Origin of the sequence: Micromonospora sp. RHAY321, assembly GCF_023896955.1 — a bacterium.
Classification (GTDB): domain Bacteria; phylum Actinomycetota; class Actinomycetes; order Mycobacteriales; family Micromonosporaceae; genus Micromonospora.
Map to the genome: position 1 here is coordinate 178,447 of NZ_JAMHIW010000003.1, position 17,724 is coordinate 196,170.

General features: G+C 72.7%; 25 protein-coding genes and 1 pseudogene. 11 read left to right on the forward strand and 15 right to left on the reverse strand.

Annotated features, from left to right (window positions below; all coding sequences use genetic code 11):
• Positions 1-25: 25 nt before the first annotated feature.
• Together M8C17_RS08830 and M8C17_RS32135 are read left to right on the forward strand one after the other, a co-directional pair.
• Positions 26-703 (forward strand): 5-formyltetrahydrofolate cyclo-ligase, encoded by a 678-nt coding sequence (locus tag M8C17_RS08830; RefSeq protein WP_252415917.1) that lies wholly within the window; start codon positions 26-28, stop codon positions 701-703.
• Positions 700-906, forward strand: a pseudogene (locus M8C17_RS32135) (FmdB family zinc ribbon protein); the annotation flags it as partial. The gene M8C17_RS08830 and the pseudogene M8C17_RS32135, both read left to right, overlap by 4 nt.
• A gap of 14 nt (positions 907-920) precedes the next feature.
• Here M8C17_RS32135 and M8C17_RS32140 read toward each other — a convergent pair.
• Entirely contained in the window at positions 921-1,199 is a 279-nt protein-coding gene (locus M8C17_RS32140; protein ID WP_252416358.1) for a hypothetical protein, read from the reverse strand.
• A 228-nt stretch (positions 1,200-1,427) separates the two neighbouring features.
• Here M8C17_RS32140 and M8C17_RS08845 point away from each other — a divergent pair, with 228 nt between their 5' ends.
• Positions 1,428-2,033, forward strand: a complete 606-nt coding sequence (locus tag M8C17_RS08845) for a flagellar biosynthesis protein FlgA (RefSeq protein WP_252415918.1) — start codon at positions 1,428-1,430, stop codon at positions 2,031-2,033.
• A 111-nt stretch (positions 2,034-2,144) separates the two neighbouring features.
• Here M8C17_RS08845 and M8C17_RS08850 read toward each other — a convergent pair whose 3' ends face one another.
• Positions 2,145-2,327, reverse strand: a complete 183-nt coding sequence (locus tag M8C17_RS08850) for a hypothetical protein (protein ID WP_252415919.1) — start codon at positions 2,325-2,327, stop codon at positions 2,145-2,147.
• 104 nt (positions 2,328-2,431) lie between these two features.
• On the opposite strand from M8C17_RS08850, the gene M8C17_RS08855 reads away from it, so the two are divergent.
• Positions 2,432-2,764 carry a hypothetical protein gene (locus M8C17_RS08855; RefSeq protein ID WP_252415920.1) on the forward strand — a complete coding sequence of 111 codons (333 nt, stop codon included), beginning with the start codon at positions 2,432-2,434 and terminating at the stop codon, positions 2,762-2,764.
• An 11-nt stretch (positions 2,765-2,775) separates the two neighbouring features.
• On the opposite strand, the gene M8C17_RS08860 is transcribed toward M8C17_RS08855, so the two are convergent.
• Positions 2,776-3,258, reverse strand: coding sequence for a DUF2231 domain-containing protein (locus M8C17_RS08860; RefSeq protein ID WP_252415921.1), 483 nt, complete (start codon positions 3,256-3,258; stop codon positions 2,776-2,778).
• Positions 3,259-3,463: 205 nt separating this feature from the next.
• On the opposite strand from M8C17_RS08860, the gene M8C17_RS08865 reads away from it, so the two are divergent.
• Together M8C17_RS08865 and M8C17_RS08870 are read left to right on the forward strand one after the other, a co-directional pair.
• Entirely contained in the window at positions 3,464-3,892 is a 429-nt protein-coding gene (locus tag M8C17_RS08865) for a Fur family transcriptional regulator (RefSeq protein WP_252415922.1), read from the forward strand.
• Between the two features lie 24 nt (positions 3,893-3,916).
• The gene (locus M8C17_RS08870; RefSeq protein ID WP_252415923.1) at positions 3,917-4,780 is read left to right on the forward strand and encodes an oxygenase MpaB family protein; all 864 of its coding nucleotides are present in this window, start codon (positions 3,917-3,919) and stop codon (positions 4,778-4,780) included.
• 19 nt (positions 4,781-4,799) lie between these two features.
• On the opposite strand, the gene M8C17_RS08875 is transcribed toward M8C17_RS08870, so the two are convergent.
• From M8C17_RS08875 to M8C17_RS08925, 11 genes are all read right to left on the reverse strand, one after another.
• Positions 4,800-5,627, reverse strand: coding sequence for a RecB family exonuclease (locus tag M8C17_RS08875; RefSeq protein ID WP_374558023.1), 828 nt, complete (start codon positions 5,625-5,627; stop codon positions 4,800-4,802).
• A 137-nt stretch (positions 5,628-5,764) separates the two neighbouring features.
• Positions 5,765-6,379: a MarC family protein gene (locus M8C17_RS08880; protein WP_030329175.1), complete on the reverse strand. Its 615-nt coding sequence runs from the start codon at positions 6,377-6,379 to the stop codon at positions 5,765-5,767.
• Between the two features lie 40 nt (positions 6,380-6,419).
• Positions 6,420-7,292, reverse strand: coding sequence for a PHP domain-containing protein (locus M8C17_RS08885; protein WP_252415925.1), 873 nt, complete (start codon positions 7,290-7,292; stop codon positions 6,420-6,422).
• 67 nt (positions 7,293-7,359) lie between these two features.
• Positions 7,360-8,556: a hypothetical protein gene (locus M8C17_RS08890; RefSeq protein ID WP_252415926.1), complete on the reverse strand. Its 1,197-nt coding sequence runs from the start codon at positions 8,554-8,556 to the stop codon at positions 7,360-7,362.
• 56 nt (positions 8,557-8,612) lie between these two features.
• Entirely contained in the window at positions 8,613-9,371 is a 759-nt protein-coding gene (locus tag M8C17_RS08895) for a SigE family RNA polymerase sigma factor (protein WP_256482357.1), read from the reverse strand.
• Positions 9,372-9,472: 101 nt separating this feature from the next.
• A complete protein-coding gene (locus M8C17_RS08900) occupies positions 9,473-10,348 on the reverse strand; it encodes a PH domain-containing protein (protein WP_252415927.1) in 876 nt (291 codons plus the stop codon).
• 6 nt (positions 10,349-10,354) lie between these two features.
• On the reverse strand, positions 10,355-10,513 hold the full coding sequence (locus M8C17_RS08905) for a hypothetical protein (RefSeq protein ID WP_165942702.1): 159 nt from the start codon (positions 10,511-10,513) through the stop codon (positions 10,355-10,357).
• A gap of 99 nt (positions 10,514-10,612) precedes the next feature.
• Positions 10,613-11,374 carry a DUF6758 family protein gene (locus M8C17_RS08910; RefSeq protein WP_374557741.1) on the reverse strand — a complete coding sequence of 254 codons (762 nt, stop codon included), beginning with the start codon at positions 11,372-11,374 and terminating at the stop codon, positions 10,613-10,615.
• Positions 11,349-12,008 carry an RNA methyltransferase gene (locus M8C17_RS08915; RefSeq protein WP_252415929.1) on the reverse strand — a complete coding sequence of 220 codons (660 nt, stop codon included), beginning with the start codon at positions 12,006-12,008 and terminating at the stop codon, positions 11,349-11,351. Before M8C17_RS08915 ends, M8C17_RS08910 begins: the two co-directional genes overlap by 26 nt.
• 52 nt (positions 12,009-12,060) lie before the next feature.
• Positions 12,061-12,597 (reverse strand): hypothetical protein, encoded by a 537-nt coding sequence (locus M8C17_RS08920; protein WP_252415930.1) that lies wholly within the window; start codon positions 12,595-12,597, stop codon positions 12,061-12,063.
• Positions 12,598-12,687: 90 nt separating this feature from the next.
• Positions 12,688-13,203 (reverse strand): MaoC family dehydratase, encoded by a 516-nt coding sequence (locus tag M8C17_RS08925; RefSeq protein ID WP_252415931.1) that lies wholly within the window; start codon positions 13,201-13,203, stop codon positions 12,688-12,690.
• Positions 13,204-13,751: 548 nt separating this feature from the next.
• Here M8C17_RS08925 and trxA point away from each other — a divergent pair.
• The 3 genes from trxA (at position 13,752) to M8C17_RS08940 (ending at position 15,668) form a co-directional block, all read left to right on the forward strand.
• Positions 13,752-14,114, forward strand: a complete 363-nt coding sequence (trxA, locus tag M8C17_RS08930) for a thioredoxin (protein WP_030329190.1) — start codon at positions 13,752-13,754, stop codon at positions 14,112-14,114.
• A 160-nt stretch (positions 14,115-14,274) separates the two neighbouring features.
• Positions 14,275-14,715, forward strand: coding sequence for a hypothetical protein (locus tag M8C17_RS08935; protein WP_252415932.1), 441 nt, complete (start codon positions 14,275-14,277; stop codon positions 14,713-14,715).
• Positions 14,712-15,668 (forward strand): HTTM domain-containing protein, encoded by a 957-nt coding sequence (locus M8C17_RS08940; protein WP_252415933.1) that lies wholly within the window; start codon positions 14,712-14,714, stop codon positions 15,666-15,668. The genes M8C17_RS08935 and M8C17_RS08940 overlap by 4 nt, the downstream gene beginning before the upstream one ends.
• Here the strand turns inward: M8C17_RS08940 and M8C17_RS08945 are convergent.
• Positions 15,632-16,051: a thiol-disulfide oxidoreductase DCC family protein gene (locus tag M8C17_RS08945; protein ID WP_252415934.1), complete on the reverse strand. Its 420-nt coding sequence runs from the start codon at positions 16,049-16,051 to the stop codon at positions 15,632-15,634. The two genes, M8C17_RS08940 and M8C17_RS08945, sit on opposite strands and share 37 nt — an antisense overlap.
• A gap of 94 nt (positions 16,052-16,145) precedes the next feature.
• On the opposite strand from M8C17_RS08945, the gene M8C17_RS08950 reads away from it, so the two are divergent.
• Both M8C17_RS08950 and M8C17_RS08955 read left to right on the forward strand, forming a co-directional pair.
• Complete coding sequence (locus M8C17_RS08950) at positions 16,146-17,192, forward strand: Rv2578c family radical SAM protein (protein ID WP_252415935.1); 1,047 nt, start codon at positions 16,146-16,148, stop codon at positions 17,190-17,192.
• A 26-nt stretch (positions 17,193-17,218) separates the two neighbouring features.
• On the forward strand, positions 17,219-17,626 hold the full coding sequence (locus tag M8C17_RS08955) for a CoA-binding protein (protein WP_252415936.1): 408 nt from the start codon (positions 17,219-17,221) through the stop codon (positions 17,624-17,626).
• Positions 17,627-17,724 lie beyond the last annotated feature (98 nt).

Consider the following 17,724-nt stretch of genomic DNA (forward strand, 5'->3'; position numbering starts at 1 on the left):
GGAGGCGTTGCGTCAGGAGTGTTGCGTGCCGGATTTTTCTGATGAAGCGGAAGTGACGCGGGTGGCGAAGCGCGACACCCGCGTTGAGCTGCTCGCCCGCCGCCGGGCGCTGACCGGGCCGGCCCGGGCCGCCGCCGCCGGGCGCGTCCAGGCCGAGCTGGTCGCGCTGGTACGCCGGCTGCGCCCCGGCCGGATGACGGCGTACGTGCCGGTCGGCTCCGAACCGGGCGGGGCTGACCTGCCGGAGGCGCTGCGGGCGGCACTGCCGGCCGACGCCGAGCTGCTGCTGCCGGTGCTCCGCGACGACCTGGATCTGGACTGGGCCGCCTATACCGGGCCGGACGCTTTGATCGCCGCCGGCCGGGGTATCCGGGAGCCGGCCGGGCCGCGACTGGGGGTGGCTGCGGTGACCGGCGCGGAGCTGGTGGTCGTACCGGCCCTGGCCGTCGACCGGCTGGGCCGTCGGCTGGGCCGTGGTGGCGGCTCGTACGACCGGGCGCTGGCCCGGGTGCCCACGGCGACGCTGACCGTGGTGCCGCTGCACGACGGCGAGCTGGTCGAGGCGCTGCCCGCCGAGCCGCACGACCGACCGGTCCGCGCGGTCGTCACCCCCGCCGACGGGATGCGTACGCTTGACGGCGGCCCGGAGGCGGCGCATCGTGTCGCGCCCCACACGTCCGCTGGACGAACCCGGGGCGAATGACGCACCATTGGCACTCGAACAGGTCGAGTGCCAATTGGCCGAGTCCAGATCCGGAGGAGAACGTGCCCACGTACCAGTACGCCTGCACCGCGTGCGGTCACCAGCTCGAGGCGGTCCAGTCCTTCTCTGACGAGCCGTTGACCGAGTGCCCGGCGTGTCAGGGGCGGCTGCGCAAGGTGTTCAACTCCGTCGGCATCGTCTTCAAGGGCTCCGGCTTCTACCGCACCGACTCCCGGGCCTCCGGCTCCGAGACGACGGCCGCCGGCACGGCGACCAAGCCGACCAAGTCCGAGTCGTCCTCGGGTGGGGATTCCGGATCGTCCTCGGGTTCCTCGACCGGTTCCTCCTCGTCGTCGGGGTCGTCGTCCTCGTCGGGATCGTCCTCGTCGGGGTCGTCCTCGTCGGGCGGGTCGAGCGGCGGCAAGGCTCCGGCGGCCAGCTCCGCGTCCTGACCCGCCCGTCCCAGCCCCGCTGGGTCGAGCGTGCCTTGATCCACCCGGCTTCATGGATGTCGGCCTGTCCCCGCTTGGCTGACAGCCCAACATCCTTGACCCCGAGTCGATCAAGGTCGGCGCCATAGCAGGCCGAGCCGACTGGTGGGCGTTGTCCACAGGCCGGCCGGTTGTCCACAGGGCACCGGTCGACGTCCGGCCGGCCAGGCTGGAACGGCCTAACCTGCCGCCACGGGTGTCGCTGCGACGCCCTGGGCGGGAGGCGGCAGACGATGGGTGATCCAGACTCCGCACGGGCGTTGCGTCCGCTGCGCCGGCTCACCCTGCCCGGCGGGCCCACCCTGCTCCGGGCCGGTCTGGTCGCCGTGCTGCTCGGCCTGGCTGCCGCCGTACTGCACATCCCGACCGGCTGCCCGCCGACCACCGCACCATCCGGGGCACCGGCGGGAGCGGCCGGCGAAGGCAGACCGACCGACCCCGACGGGGCCCGCGCCACCGACGGAAGCTCACAGGCCGGGCCGCTGCCCACCGGCGCGGCCGCTGCCCCAGCCGCCACCGACGGAAGCGGCGGGCACGGCACGAACGGAAGAACCACCCCGCTGCCGCTGCCCGCTGGCGCGGTCGGCGTCCCGATCCGACTCGCCGAGCCGGCCGCTCTCGCGGTGGTCCACCCCGGCAGCCGGGTCGACCTGCTCGCGGCACCGCCCGGCGGCACGGGCGCCGAAGCGACGCTGCTCGCACCCCGAGCGCTGGTCCTGGACGTGCTGGGCGCCGACGACGGGTCCGCGGCGCTCTATCTGGCGCTCGACCCCGACCAGGCGCAACGCGCGATCGGCCTCCCCGAGGGCAGCCGGTTCGCCATCGTCGTCCGCGGATGACGGCGGCCACCAGCGAAGTTCGGGACGAACCTGGCGACTCCGCGCCGGGCACTGCCGGTCGCCTCGATCGGGTGCCGGCCGGGCCGATCGGCCGCACGGTTCGAGCCGGGGTCAGTCCCAGTGCGGTGGGCGTTCGGCGAGCAGCCAGTCGTCGTTACCGCCGGGCCGCTCGCCCCAGCCGCGGTCGGTGTCGTCGGCGGTCTGCTCGGGCAGCACCACGAAGTCTTCGCTCAGGTCGACGGTGCGGTCGTCGTCGCCGCGCGCGCCCTGCGTGCCGGGGTCCTCGGTGCTCACGAGCGGCAAGACTAGCGCAGCCGACGGCAGCGGACCGGTCGCGCACGGTGGCGCGCCGGCCAGAAGCGACCGGGCCGCCGGCCGCGTTGGTAGCGTCGGACGGCGTGACGACCCCCAGCGGTGGCAGCACCCCGGACGACTACTGGCGACGACCCGGGACCGGTGGCGACGAGGCGGCGGACCAACCTCCCGCCGCGCCCGGATCCGCCCCGGCCAGCCCGTACGCCGGTCCACCGCCGAGCACGCCACCCCCGGCGGGCTGGCGTCCACCCGTACACCTGCAACCGGCGCCGCCCCGGCGGCTTCCGCCGCAGGACATGGCCGACCTGGACGCGGCCGAGCAGCGCTCGCAGCGGGTCACCTACGGCTTCGGGGCGGTGGCCGCCGTGGTGCTGGTCGTGCTGGTCTGTCTGCTCTGCTCGCGGGTCGTCTTCTGACCCGGGCACGGTCAGAGGGTGGTGCCCCAGACGGTCTCGGCGCCCGAGTGGCCGGTCAGATAGACGTAGACCACCGCGGCGATCGACAGCGCGACGACCGCCACCGACAGCACCGGGGTCACCAGCGCCGGCAGCCGCGGCACCCGGGGATGGCCGCTGGTCGCCACCAGCAGCAGGATCGCCGCGATCCCGAGCGGCCCCACGATCCGGAACAGGATGTCGCCGTAACGGGAGTGCTCGAAGATCTGGTCGAGGATCGGGCCCTGGAAACCCCGGGCGACCAGCGCGTCGGTGAACGCCTCACCCGACTGGACGGCCACGAAGGCGGTCAGTGGCGCGGCCACGGCGAGCAGGCCCAGCGCCCAGTCCAGCCGGTGCCGCCGGCGCGGCAGCCCCACGTACGCGACGGCCACCAGGGCCAGCAGCGGCACGAACATCACCACCGCATGGACCACCAGGACGTGTGCCGGTAGACCCAGGATCTCCTCGAACATCGACACCCTCCAGGTGGATCACGGTCACGGGACCGCCAGCGTACGGCCGGCCGACTGTCCCCAGGCTCTCGACCGGACACACGCAGGCCGCCCCGTTCGGGTTCACCGCGAGGCGGTCCGGGCGCGGTCCTTCCGGCGTGTGTCCGTGGCCACCCCGACCGGACGTCGGTTGTCGGCGCTGGTCGCACGTGCTGTCATTGGCGGCATGTCCGGTGCCGAGGAGCTGCTGCGATCGAGGGGTCTGCGTGTCACGCGACCGCGCCTCGCGGTGCTCGACGTGCTGGCGGGCGGTGGTCACCTGGAGGTCGACGAGATCACCCGGCAGGTCCGCGAACGCCTCGACTCGGTCTCCACCCAGGCCGTCTACGACGTGCTGGGGGCGCTGTCCCGGGCCGGGCTGTCCCGCCGGATCGAGCCTGCCGGCAGTCCCGCCCGCTACGAGGCGCGTACCGGCGACAACCACCACCACGTGGTCTGTCGGGGCTGCGGCGAGATCGCCGACATCGACTGCACGGTGGGCAGCGCACCCTGCCTGGAGCCGAACGTCGCGCACGGCTTCGAGGTGGACGAGGCGGAAGTGACCTTCTGGGGCCTCTGCCCGGGCTGCCAGGCCCGTCGCTCCGCCGACACCTGACCCGGGCCGTGGCACTCTTGGGCGGTGGACTCCGATGACCTCGGTCTCTTCGGTCCGGGTTCGGTCACGTGGAAGGTGCACGACGAGCCGATCCTGATCGTCGCCGGCCTGCGTTCGCTCTACCTCCAGGCGCTGCACCCGCGCGCGATGGCCGGGGTCGCGCAGAACAGCAACTACCGCGCCGACGCCTGGGGCCGCCTGGTCCGCACCGCCACCTACGTGGCGACCACGGTGTACGGCACCACCGCCGAGGCGGAGGCCGCCGGAGCGCGGCTGCGCCGGCTGCACGCCCGGTTGCGGGCCACCGACCCGCTCACCGGCGAGGAGTTCCGGGTCGACGATCCGGACCTGCTGCGCTGGGTGCACGTCACCGAGGTCGAGTCGTTCCTCAGCACGGCCCGGCGGGCGGGCCTGCCGCTCACCGACGACGAGGTGGACGGCTACTACACCGAGCAACGCCGCTCCGCCGCGCTGGTCGGCCTGGACCCGGCCACCGTCCCGGGCACCGCCGCCGAGATCGCCGCCTACTACCGGGCCGTGCGGCCGGAGCTGCGGATGACCCGGGAGGCCGCCGAGACGGCGCTCTTCCTCACCGCCCCGCCGCTGCCGTGGAAGCTCAGCCTGCCGGCCCGGCTGGGGCTCACCCTCGGGCCGCCGCGCTGGGCGTACCTGGGGATCGCCGGGACCGCGCTCGGGCTGCTGCCGGCCTGGGCCCGCCGGATGTACGGCGGGCTCGGGCTGCCCACCACGGCCCTGACGGCGGACCTGACCGTGCGGGCCCTGCGGCTGGCGCTCGCCGCGGTGCCCCGCCGCTACATCGAGGGCCCGCTGTTGCAGGCCGCCAAGCAGCGGGCGGAACGGCTCACCGCCACCCCGCTGGCCGGCTGACCCGACCGGCGTCGAGGGGTCAGCCGTCGGCGGGCCGGTCCACGGCCGCCCACGGCTCCTTGCCCGGCGTCTGCGCGCCCGTCGGGCAGTGGCGCCGGAAGTCGCACCAGCCGCAACGGGGGCCGGGCGCCACCGGGAACGCCTCGTCCGCATCGCCGCCGTCGGCGACCGTCCGCTCGGCCGCCATGATGTCGCGGGCCGTCTCCTCGGCCCGGGTCAACTGCCGGCCCAGCGACTCGACGGTGTGCTCGTGGGCGGCGACGGTGCCGGTCGGCAGGTGGTGCAGCTCCACCCGACGGCATGGTCGGCGGAACACCCGCTCGGCCGCGTACGCGTAGAGCGCCAGCGCCTGCGAACCGCGCGCGTCGTCCGTGTCCAGCCCGGTGCGGCCGGTCTTGTAGTCGACGATGACCAGCTCCGGGCCCTCCGGCCCGGGGCGGGAGTCGATGCGGTCGGTCCGGCCATTGAATGCCAACACCGCCGTCTTGACCGCCACCACCCGCTCCACGCCGAGCGGGTCGGTGTCCGGCTCCAGGGTCTCGACGTACGCCTCCAGCCAGCCCAACGCCCGTCGGTAGGCGGCCCGCTCCTGCTCGTCGTCGCGGTAGCCCTCGCGGACCCAGGTGCCCTTGAGCAGGGCGGCCAGTGCTTCGGGGCGCCGCCGCTCGGTGGGTAGCGCATACCAGTTCTTCAGGGCGGTGTGCACGCTGGCGCCGAGCGAGTTGTGCGCCCACGGCGGGCCCTTGGGCGGGGTCGGCCGGTCGACGTAGGAGTAGCGGTAGCGGCGCGGGCAGTCCGCGTACGCGCCCAGCTTGCTGGGGGTGCAGACGAAGAGACGCTCCGGCATGCCCTCGAAGCCGAGCTGCTCGGCGCCACCGGCGCGCTGCTGGGGGGCCCGGCCGCCAGCGGCGGGTCGTCCGGCTGAAGAGGCTCGTCGCACGCCTGCGATCCTGCCATCCACCCCCGACATCGCGCGTACGCCGGTCAGGTCATGTTCACGTACTGCGTGACGAAGGCGGCCACCGCGTCGGCGATGAGCTGCACGGCGATCGCGGCCAGCAGCAGGCCGGCGATCCGCGTCAGCACCTCGATCCCGCCCGGTCGCAGGATCTTCACGATGCCGCCGGAGAAGCGCAGCACGATCCAGACCGCGACCATCACCGCCAGGATCGCCACGGCGATGGCGCTGAACTCGCCCAGCCCGTCCGCCTGCTGCACGAAGAGCATGGTCGCGACGATGGCGCCGGGGCCGGCCAGCAGCGGGGTGCCCAGCGGCACCAGGGCGATGTTCGAGGTGACCTGCTGGCTGGGGTCGTCGGCCTTGCCGGTCAGCAGTTCCAGGGCGACCAGCACCAGCAGCAGACCACCGGCGGCCTGCAGAGCCGGCAGGTCCACGTGCAGGTAGTCGAGCAGCGTCTGGCCGGCCACCGCGAAGATCACGATCACGCCGAGGGCCAGCGCGACCGCCTGCCAGGCCGCCCGGTTGCGGTCCCGGGCGGGCAGCGGGCCAGTCAGCGCGAGGAAGATCGGCATCATGCCCGGCGGGTCGGTGATCACCAGCAGGGTCACGAAAACCTCGCCGAACAGCTTCAGATCCACGTGATCAACCTAGCCGCGCCACGGCTGGCCGAAATCGGGATCAGCCGGAAGCGACCTCGGTCACCCCGGCGGCGACGATCCGCTCGTACGCCTCGACGCTGGTGCCGAACGCCCCGAGCTGGACGGTCTTGTGGGTGCCGTGGAAGTCCGACGAGCCGGTGACCAGCAGGCCCAGCTCGGCAGCGAGCGCCCGTACGTGCGCCTGCTCGGCCGGGCTGTGGTCCTCGTGGTCGGCCTCCAGGCCGGCCAACCCGGCGGCGGCCAGCTCGGCGATCAGCTCGTCGGGCACCACCCGGCCCCGCCGCGTGGCGCGCGGGTGGGCGAAGACCGGCACGCCGCCGGCCTCCCGCACCAGCCTGATCGCCCGGAACACGTCGATGTCCTCCTTGGGCAGCCGGTACCGCTCGCCCAACCAGTCCGGGCCGAACGCCTCCCGGGTGCTGCGCACCAGGCCGGCCCGGATCAGCGCCTGCGCGATGTGCGGCCGTCCCACGGTGCCGCCGCCCGCCCCGGCCAGGATATCCGGCCAGCTCACGTCGATCCCGTCCGCGCGCAGCAGAGTGACCATCCGTTCGCCCCGCTCCTCGCGGGCGGCCCGCACCCTGGCCAGTTCGGCGACCAGCTCGGGGTGCTCCGGGTCGAACAGGTACGCCAGCAGGTGCAGCGGAATGGCCGGTTGCGCCCCGGACCAGCGACAGGACAGCTCCGCGCCCCGGACGAGGCGCAGCCCGGGCGGCAGTGCTCGCACGGCCGGCGCCCAGCCGGCGGTGGTGTCGTGGTCGGTGATGGCCAGCACGTCCAGCCCGGCGTGCGCGGCGGCGCGGACCAGCTCCGCCGGGCTCAGTGTGCCGTCGCTGGCCGTCGAGTGGGCGTGCAGGTCGATCCGCGGGGAGGGGCCGGTACGCGAGGTCACCGGTCGACGGTATCGAGGGCCACGGGTCCGGGCGCGCCGAGGTCGGCCGGAGCGCGACCGGTGGAGGTCAGCCGGTCACGAGGACCGGCCGGTCGCCGGGCCGCACACCCGGCACCGAGACGGGCTCGGCCACCTTCCCGGTCCGCACCTGGTCGACGTTGACCTGGACCAGCTTGCCGGCGCCGTCGACGTAGGTGGCCTCCGACTCCGTCCTCCAGGCGACCTCGCCGCTCACCGGCGGCCCGGCCGGCACGGCGGTCAGGTCCTGCCCGAGCCGGCGCAGGTCGACCAGCAGGGATCCGCTGGTCTTGCCGACCCATCCGTTCACCAGCAGCCATCGCCCGTCACCGGAGACCGCGCCCGCCCCGTCCGGGCTCAGCTCCGGGCCGCAGCCGGTGAGCACCGGCTTGAGGTCACGCTTCGGGTCAAGCACGGCCAGGCAGGTCTTGGCCGGGTCGTCCGTGGACACCTGACCGACCAGCCGTCCGTCGGGCAGCGCGCCGTAGACGTTCAGCGTGCTCCGGTCGGAACCCGCGGTCAGCTCCCCGACACCCGGCCGCCACAGGGTGTGACCCGGGCCGTCCGGGTCGAGCCGGACCAGCACGTTGTCGCCGATGAACCGGACCGGTTCCGCCTTGCCCGGCACGGGAGTGCGCACCGGCCCGATGAGCTGGGTGCCGACCACCCCCGCCACCAGCAGGCCGGTGCCGTCGCGCCAGGCGACCTGACGGCCGTCGGGTGCCACGACGATCGAGCCCGCACCAGCGAGCAGCACCTGCACCAGCCCGTCATGCTGCGCCACCCAAAGGGAACGGCCGGCGGTGGTCGGCGCGCCGACCACCAACCAACCACCACTGGGAAGCAGGTGCGCGCGCTCGGCCGGACCGACACCGGGCAGTTCCAGCCGCCCACCGCTCACGCCGATCAGCGTCGCGCCGGCGAGCACGTCCACGGGCGTTTCAGAGGTGGGGGCGGCGGCGGTGACGGTGGCCGAGGGGATCGGCCGGCCCGACGGGTTCGGGTCACCGATCACGACGACCGGCTTGCCCTGCCGGCCGGGGTCTCCGCCGAGTTGCGCCATACCGGTGCTGACCAGCACGGTGGCGACCGCCGCGAGCGCGAGGCCGGCACCGGTACGTCGGCGCCGGATCCGCTTCGCCCGGCGGATCGCCTGGCCGGCCGGATCGGCGCTCAGTGGGCGCGCGACAGCGACCTGGTGCGAGAGGGCCTCCCGCACCGCGCCTTCCAACTCGTCACGTCGCACCTGGTAAGGACGCGGCGGGTGGCCCGTCAGGTTGTCGGACCGGTCCGGGAAACCCTTCACCGCTGCTCACCGGAGCCGGTGCCGACGGGCACGGCCGCCGGGGCTGCGGGCAGCTCGACCGGTGGTTCGGCCGGTTGGGGCACGGCCGGCCGGGGCAGCGCGCGCCGGGCCGTCTGGGGGGTCCGACCGGCGGTGGCGCCGCGGGTGACCGGGGCCGACCCGGTCCGGGTGCCCGCGCCGCCGACCCGGTCGGTGCCGGCGGCCGTCCGCGGGTCGGCGCCAGGGGCGGCGGTGGGGCGACCGGCGGCCAGGTCCGGCGCGTCGGCGCCCATCCGCCGGCGCAGCGTGGACAGCGCCCGGGACGCCTGGCTCTTCACCGTGCCCGGCGAGATGTCGAGCATCGCGGCGGTCTGCGCCTCGGACATGTCCTCGTAGTAGCGCAGCACCAGCACCGCCCGCTGCCGGTTGGGCAGCTCCCGCAGGTGCCGCCACAGCAGGTCGCGGTCCAGTTGCTGCTGGATCTCGTCGACACCGGCCCGCTCGGGCAGCACCTCGGTGGGGCGCTCACCGTGCCAGCGGCGCCGCCACCAGCTCGTCGAGGTGTTGACCATCACCCGGCGGGCGTACGGCTCGACGGCCTCGATCCCGCCGAGCCGCTTCCACGCCAGGTACGTCTTGGTCAGGGCCGTCTGGAGCAGGTCCTCGGCCGTGGCCCAGTCGCCGGCGAGGAGGTACGCGGTACGAAGCAGAGCCGCGGAGCGGGCCGCGACGAACTCGCGGAACTCCTCCTCCAACGGGTCCCTGCTCGCCACCATCGCACCTCCGCGCCCCAGCCGTCCTGGCAGAGTGCCACGTCAGAGGCCCTCGGGTCCATGACGAAAGGTGCGCACTTGCTCCGATGTTCGGACGAAAACTTTCACGCCCCGTCGTCGGCCTTGGCCTCGTCGGCCTCCTTGCCCAGCCGGGCCTCGACCGCCTGCGGCTCGTACATCTCCTCGACCACTCGGAGGTAGAGCTCGTTCGGGTTGGGCAGGTTCTTGATCTCGCGCAGCGCCTGCTCCTGGCCGGCGGACTCCAGCACGAAAGTGCCGTAGTTGAGCGCCCGGCCGGTCGGCGTCTGCTCGTACTTCATGTCGGTGACCCGGACCAGCGGCATCATGGCGACCCGGCGGGTGATGATGCCGTTGACCACCATGACCCGCTTGTTGGTCAGGATGAACCGGTCATACCACCAGTCGGCGACCTTCCAGGCCACCCAGCCCATCACCGCGAACCAGAGCAGCACAGCGATGGTGGTCAGCGCGCCAACGTTCTGCCCGGCGAGGAAGCCGGAGAGGTAACCGAGCACGAAGGTCGCCGCGATGCCGATCAACAGCGGGGTGGTGAGGTGGATCCAGTGCCGCTTCCACTCACCCCGGTAGCGCTCGGTGGGGAAGAGGTAGCGGGCGACCAGGGAACTGGGCTCGTCCTCCAGGGGCAGCACCCGTCGGGGAGCCGCTCCGGTGGCGTCGGCGCGCAGCCCGGCCAGCTCGTCCTCGGAGATCTGCGGCGCCTGGTAGCCGGCCTCCGGGTCACGGATCCAGGCACGACCCGAACGACCCTCGCCGGCATAACCGGGCCCGTCGCCGTAGCCGACGTCGTCCGATAGGGACGGACCGTCGGACAGGCCGGGCCCGGCACCGTAGCCCGGGCCGTCATCGGGCCCGATCCGCGGAATCGGCTCGGTGTCGCGCTCCCGGCGGTCCCGGTCAGGATCGTCCGGGTCGAAGGGTGGTCCGGAGGGGCTGCCCATGGACGGTTAGGCGACGAGGCTGGTGAAGAAGTCGCCGAACCCCTGGGCGATGTCGACGATCCCGCCGCCGAGCGACTTGAACACATCCGCCGCCGAGTTTGGCCGGTAGGCGACGAAGAAGATCAAGAATGCGATTCCGGCCCAGGTGAGGACCTTCTTGACCATGGCGGGCCATCCTCTCGCGCGGCGCCGGGTCCCATTACCGCAGCGGCACCCAGAGTATCAGTGTGGTGTCGTACAGTGAATATCTGCGACCGTTCTCCGTCAATCCGGAAGGTTGTCAGCCCTCCCGGGCAGGTACGGGGACGGTGCGCCGTACACGAGTTCGGGTGGAGTCCACTCGGCAAGGTCGTGCAGCACGACTTCTTCCGCGAGCAGGTGACCCGCACTCGCCGGCCAGGCTATCGCATGCAGCCACATTCCCCGAGCCTCGCCGGCGTACGCGCTTCGATCCGTCGGTGAATTCACCAACCACAGTGGAGTGGGGTGCCCGCCGACCCTGATCCGGGCCTGCCCAACGTGCTCGGGATGACCCGGCCCCGGGTCGGTCAACGCGTCGGCCAACTCCGGCCCCGGGTCCGGGCCGGCCAGACCGGCCAGCCGGGTGCCCAGGCCCACGCCCGGTTCCTCGGCCACGAAGACCAGGTCGGCCGGGCCGCCACCGAGCGGCGCCGGGCCCGCGCAGGCCACGGCGGTCGCCCGCACTCCCGTCCGGTCGTCCCCGGCGTACGCCACGCCGGTGAGTGTCCAGCCGGGCGGCAACGGCCACGGGCACCACAGCGGTGTACCCGGTGGGTCAGCGGTCGCGGTGATCCGCTCCACCACGCTCGCCACGATGTCCGCTCCGATGTGTTCGGGCACGTGCAGCGGCGGCACAGGGCCGCACCGCAGGCACCTCGACTCGGTGTGCATCAGATCCGGCGCCCGTACCGGGCCCCCGCATCTCGGACAACTCACCGCGACACTCACATCCCCACCGTCACCCTCGGCCGCCGGCACGTCAAGCCGGACCGTCCGATTCGGCACCGGTCGAGGGTCGGTCCGGCGGCGGGCCGGCGTGGGTACGGATCCAGGCGTGCATGGCGATGCCGCTGGCGACGCCCGCGTTGATGGACCTCGTGGAGCCGTACTGGGCGATCGAGTAGAGCTGGGTGCAGGCGGCACGGGCCGGTTCGGAGAGACCCGGTCCCTCCTGGCCGAACAGCAGCACGCAGTCCCGTGGCAGGGTGCCGGTCTCCAGCGGGCGCGAGCCGGGCAGGTTGTCGATGCCCAGCACCGGCAGCTCCCGCGCGGCCGCCCAGCCGACGAACTCCTCGATCGTCTCGTGGTGACGGACGTGCTGGTACCGATCGGTCACCATGGCGCCACGCCGGTTCCACCGTCGCCGCCCGACGATGTGGACCTCGGCGGCGAGGAAGGCGTTGGCGTTGCGGACGACCGTTCCGATGTTGAAGTCGTGCTGCCAGTTCTCGATGGCGACGTGGAAGCCGTGCCGGTGCAGGTCGAGGTCCGCGACGATCGCCTCGTGCCGCCAGTAGCGGTAGCGGTCGACCACGTTGCGCCGGTCCCCCTCGGCCAGCAGCTGCGGGTCGTAGCGCGGGTCGTCGGGTGGGTGCCCCGGCCAGGGGCCCACGCCCACCTCGAACTGGTCGTCGGTCACGGTCATCAGAGGGTACGGGTCCGCTCGGCACGCGCCACGACGGCCTGCCTGTTCAGCCCAGCCCGAGCGCGCCACCGAGCCGGTCCAGGAAGCGCCGGTCGGCCGGGCTGGTCGACTGGCTTCCCGGATGCCCGCCGGGGCCGGCCGCCGCTCGGCAGACCCGGGCCGCGACCGACTGCACCCACTGCCGGTACGCGGCCGAGTCGGCGGGGTCGGCGCGCCGGTGCAGGACCCGGACCGCCGCCCGGCAGGCTGCCAGGAGGTCCACCAGATCGGTGAGCCGCTCGGTGGGTTCCGGGGTGCCGTCGTGGCGGGCGTAGATGGCGGCGACCACGGCACGCACCAGATCGCTGTCGAACGCCCGGCCGGCGGCCACCGCGTCCAGGCCGGCCAGGCCCGCCTTGACCCCTCGTTGGGGACGGCCGGGCCCGGGTGCGGCGGCGGCCACGAGGACCCGTCCGGGCAGGCTGGTGAGCAGGTCCCACTCGACGGCGGAGTAGACAGCGGTGGTCAAGGGTGCGGCTCGGCGGCCGGCAGAGGGCGGCTCTCCGGCGACGGAGTGGCTCATCGGAACCTCCGGCGCCAGCATATGCCCCGAAACGGGAAGAGGGCCCCTTCCCCATCAGAACCCGATGTGGGGAAGGAGCCCGGGTCGGCGACGGCAGATCCGCCGCCGCGCTCAGCGTGGCTCGGGGAAGCTGGGCCGCTCCGGGTCCACTCCCTCTCCGACGGCGCTGGCCGCGTACTCCCGCTTGGGGACCATGACCTTGCGCCGGAAGACGCAGACCATCGTGCCGTCCTGGTTGTAGCCACGGGTCTCGACCGACACCACGCCCCGGTCGGGCTTGGAACCGGACTCCCGCTTGTCCAGCACGGTGGTCTCGCCGTAGATGGTGTCGCCGTGGAAGGTGGGCGCCACGTGCCGCAGCGACTCGACCTCCAGGTTGGCGATCGCCTTGCCACTGACGTCCGGCACCGACATGCCGAGCAGCAGCGAGTAGATGTAGTTACCGACCACGACATTGCGTTTGAACTGGCTGGCCGTCCCGGCGTAGTGGGCGTCCATGTGCAGCGGGTGGTGGTTCATGGTGAGCAGGCAGAAGAGGTGGTCGTCGTACTCGGTGACGGTCTTGCCCGGCCAGTGCCGGTAGACCGCGCCGACCTCGAACTCCTCGTAGTAACGGCCGAACTGCATCCTGGTCCCCTTCGACGGGCGGCGATGGAGTTCGGCACAGCATGCCTTACCGGTGGTTAAGGCGACCGAGGGGGCGCGACCCCGGCGGAAATGTCACACCGGTCACTCGCACGGGGGGAGACGCAATGAGCGGCGGGGCCCTCCCCGGCACCCGCCGCCCACGCTCTGATGCGGAGAATTCTGCCCTACGCCTACGTAGGTTCGACAGAGACCGGCGTCACATTTATTCTTTTGTAACACTACTCACTGTAATCGGACGCAGGTTGATCAGCGATCTCTGCAGGCCCGATACCTCCTTGTCAAGAGGCAAGTTACCGATTCGTAGTGCTCGATCGCGTGGATCTCCCTGGAAACGCTCCCATCACGGCAGGTTACGCAAGTGCGTCATGCACTTGCGTTCCGCAGCTCGGGACACACAGACGTCAGTCGATGACCGTGGGTGCCACCGGGCAGCCCCGAGCACGTTTCGTGCCCGAGCGCCCGGGAATTCGATACGGTCAGCCCTGGTTCTACGGGACGTAGATAAACCGCGGTGATCGGAGAGTGCAATGGCAACCGTTGAGCTGACCTCGGCGAACTTCGACGAGGTGACCGGCAACGACGGCATCGTCCTGGTCGACTTCTGGGCCGACTGGTGTGGTCCGTGCAAGCGGTTCGCCCCGGTCTACGAGCGCTCCTCGGAGAAGCACCAGAACATCGTCTTCGGCAAGGTCGACACCGAGGCGCAGCAGGAACTGGGCGCCAAGTTCGACATCCGGTCGATCCCGACGATCATGGCGATCCGCGACGGCGTCATCGTCTTCGCCCAGCCGGGCGCCCTTCCCGAGTCCGCGCTGGAGAACCTGATCGAGCAGGTCGAGGCGCTGGACATGGACGACGTCCGCAAGCAGCTGGCCGAGCACAACCACTGAGCCGTCCCACGACGGCACACGAAGGCCGGGCCCCATACGGGCCCGGCCTTCGTCGTACCGGTGGGCGCGCGGAACCCCGGCGGATCCCCGACCCGGGCAACCGGAACTGACCGTCGGAGGGACCCGAGGCGGCCGGTACATCCCGTATCGTCACGACCCGATGGAGAACCTGACCACCCGCGGGCGCGTGACCCGGTTGGGCGCGACCGCACTCGGTCTCGTCCTGCTGCTCGTCGGCACCCTCTGGGGCAACGACGACGACTTTCCGTTCGGCCCGTTCCGGATGTACTCCACCTCCAACCCGCCGAACGCGCCCGCCCCGGACACCCGCGTCGAGGGGGTGAACAGCGACGGCGCCGTCATCGACCTCGACCAGGACGCGACCGGCATCCGCCGCGCCGAGATCGAGGGCCAGCAGGACCGCTACGCCGCCGAGCCGGCGCTGCTCGCCGAGGTCGCCGACGCGTACGCCGAACGCCACCCGGACGCCGCCGCGCTGGTGGAGGTCCGCATCGTCATCCGCTGGCACGGCATCCGCGCCGGCCGGCCGACCGGCCGGCACACCGACGAGACCGTGGTCCGCTGGCAGGCGTCCCGATGATCCGCTGGCTGACCGAAGCGGTGCCGCGAGGCCGGGTGGCCGCCTTCCGGACACTGATCTACCTCTTCGTGGCCGCCGACCTGGTGATCTTCACCCCCTGGGTGCGCACCCGGGTCAGCGTGCCCGGCGATCTGTACCAGCCGCTGCTGATCGGTCGTCTGCTCCCACTGCCGACGCCCACCCCGGCGCTGGTGGCCGCGATCTTCTGGGCACTGCTGCTGCTCGCCCTGCTCGCCGCGACCGGGCGGGCGCCCCGGCTGCTCGGCTGGGCGGTCTGCGCGCTCTACCTCGAGTGGATGATCATCGCGATGAGCTACGGAAAGGTCGACCACGACCGTTTCGGGCTGCTCGTCGCGCTGGCCGTGCTGCCCACCGCCGGTCGGGCCCGGCACGGCGACACGACGCGCACCGAGGCCGGCGGCTGGGCGCTGCGGGTCACCCAGATCGCGGTGATCTGCACGTACTTCCTGGCCGCCTGGGCCAAGCTGCGCTTCGGCGGCCTGGACTGGCTGACCGGCTCGGTGCTGGCCCGGGCCATCATCCGACGCGGCACCGACTTCGCGGACCTGATCGCCCAGGTGCCGTACCTACTGATCGTCGCCCAGTTCGGCATCGTGGCCTTCGAACTGTTCAGCCCGGTGGTCTTCCTGCTGCCGGCCCGCTGGCGGGTGGCCATGGTCGGCTTCTTCTACTCGTTCCACGTGGTCACGATCGCGACCATCACCATCTCGTTCGCCCCGCACCTGGCCGCGATGACCAGCTTCCTCCCCCTGGAGCGGGTCCGCCCGCTGCTCTGGGCACGCCGGCTCGCCGGCCGCCCCACGCCAGGAGGCGGCCCGACCCAGGACCCGCCGGAGCCCGGCGCGGAGCCGGACCCGGTGAGGGCTGTCGACAAGGAATCGGTGCCGCTCGGCGGTCAGCCTCCGGTGGTCGGGCGACCGGCCGGGCCGTAGAGCCGCTCCCGGGCTTCCTGCGGCAGGGCACAGGCCGCCGTGCCGCCGGGGAGCCGGTGCCGGTTGCGCGCCACCCAGCGGTACGCCGGCCACGCGGCGGCGCGCGCCGGCGGGAACCGCAGGCCGGCTCCGGCGACCCGCCAGAGCGGGCCACTCGCGGCGAGCAGTTTCGCGATGGCGTCCGGACCGGCGGCGCGTGACCCGTCCGCACCGACCCACTGCACGGCCTCCTCGCACTCGGCGGCGGTGAGGCCGAGCGCGTCCAGGTCGGCGAACTGCCAGGGCACCACCCGCGCGCCCGTGGGGATGCGGCGTTCGATGAAGTCCGCGCACCGGGTGCAGAACGCGCAGTCCCCGTCGTAGACGAAGGTCGACGTCTCCATGCCGTCCATCCTCCCCCGCACGACCGTCCGACCGGGCACCGGTGTCCGGCGGGTCACTTGCGCTGGGGCTCGTACACGTGTTCGAATAGTGGCCATGCGCTGGGACAACCTCACCGCTCCCCCGGTTGAGGGAGACCCCGAGCGGGCAGCGCCAGCGACGCCACCCCTGCCGCTGGCGCTGCCCGGCGCCGTCGCCCGCACCTTCGACACCCCCGAGTTCGCCGGGATGACCTTCTACGAGGTGCGCGCCAAATCCATCATCAACCGGGTGCCCGGGCAGTCGCGTGTCCCGTTCGAGTGGACCATCAACCCGTACCGGGGCTGCTCCCATGCTTGTGTTTACTGTTTCGCGAGAAATACTCACACTTACTTAGATCTCGACGCCGGGGCGGACTTCGACCGGAAGGTGATCGTCAAGGTCAACGCCGGTGAGCTGGTCCGGCGGGAGCTGGCCGCGCCGAAGTGGCGGGGCGCCCACGTGGCGATGGGCACCAACGTCGACTGCTACCAGCGGGCCGAGGGGCGCTACCGGCTCATGCCGCAGATCATCGCGGCTCTGCGGGACTTCGCCAACCCGTTCTCGATCCTGACCAAGGGCACGCTGATCCTGCGAGACCTGCCCCTGCTGCGCGAGGCCGCCCAGGTGACCAAGGTCGGCATCTCCTACTCGGTGGGCTTCGTCGACGAGCAGCTCTGGCGTGCCGTCGAGCCGGGCACGCCGCACCCGCGTCGCCGGCTGGACGCGGTCCGGGCACTGTCCGACGCCGGTTTCTCCGTCGGGGTGCTGATGGCGCCGATCCTGCCGGGGTTGAGCGACAGCGACGAGTCGATCGACGCGACCGTGTCGGCGATCGCCGCCGCCGGGGCGAGCAGCGTGACGCCGCTGGCCCTGCACCTGCGTCCCGGCGCTCGGGAGTGGTACGCCGGCTGGCTGGCCCGGGAGTACCCGCACCTCGTGCCCCGCTACCAGGAGCTCTACCGGGCCGGCTCCTACGCCCCCCAGGCGTACCAGCGGGAACTGACCGCGCGGGTGCGCATAGCGGCCCGCCGGCACGGGCTGCACCGTGGTGAAGTGGGCGACAACCGCAGCCTGCCCGAGCCGCCGCCACCGCCGGCCAGCGAGCAGCTGACCCTGCTGTGAGGCGGGGGCGGCGCTACAGTCGGCGGGTGCGTACCGCTCAGCAGATCCTCGCCGACTCCGCCGTGATCGCCGTCGTGGGCGCGTCCCGCGACCCGCGCAAGGCCGCCCACGGCGTGCCGTTGCAGATGCAGCAGTACGGCTGGCGGATCATCCCGGTCAACCCGACCGTCGACGAACTCTTCGGCGAGCGGGCGTACGCGACGCTCGCCGACATCCCGCACCCCGTCGACCTGGTGGATGTGTTCCGCCCGGCTGCCGACGCAGTGCAGGTGGTCCGGGACGCGGCGGCGATCGGCGCCCCCGCGGTCTGGTTGCAGCTGGGCATCGTCTCGGCCGAGGCGCGGCGGATCGCCGAGGAGGCGGGAATGGACTACGTCGAGGACCGCTGCCTCATCGTCGAACGTGCTGCCGGCGGCCTGACCCGCCTCGGCTGACCGGCCGAGGGCGTCGCGTTCGCGGCGGTCGAGGGCGATGGTGCGGCGAGCGTGATACCTCAGAGTCATATTCATACCTCTGAGTCATCACGCTCATG